Origin of the sequence: Mesorhizobium sp., from assembly GCF_004962925.1 — a bacterium.
Taxonomy (GTDB): domain Bacteria; phylum Pseudomonadota; class Alphaproteobacteria; order Rhizobiales; family Rhizobiaceae; genus Mesorhizobium.
Map to the genome: position 1 here is coordinate 1 of NZ_SUEO01000506.1, position 228 is coordinate 228.

Consider the following 228-nt stretch of genomic DNA (forward strand, 5'->3'; position numbering starts at 1 on the left):
GGCCATTATCGACAACGCTACCAACGTTTCCACGCTGTGGCTGGACAGCACGCGGTGGTAGACTTGGAGCATATAGAACGAGCTGGTGAGCATCAGTATGTTGATGCCGGCGCTGAACCAGATAAGCGGTTTGATGGCGCGTTTGCCCTCTTTCATCACCGCTTGCAGAGCGGGAGTCTGTTGGTCGCTCGTTTTCATGATGGCAATCGCGCCCGTTTTCCGGCGCGC

At 56.6% G+C, this 228-nt stretch carries 1 pseudogene; it reads right to left on the reverse strand.

The window, feature by feature from the left end:
* Positions 1–198 (reverse strand): annotated as a pseudogene (locus tag E5W87_RS35905) (type I secretion system permease/ATPase); the annotation flags it as partial.
* Between the last annotated feature and the right edge of the window lie 30 nt (positions 199–228).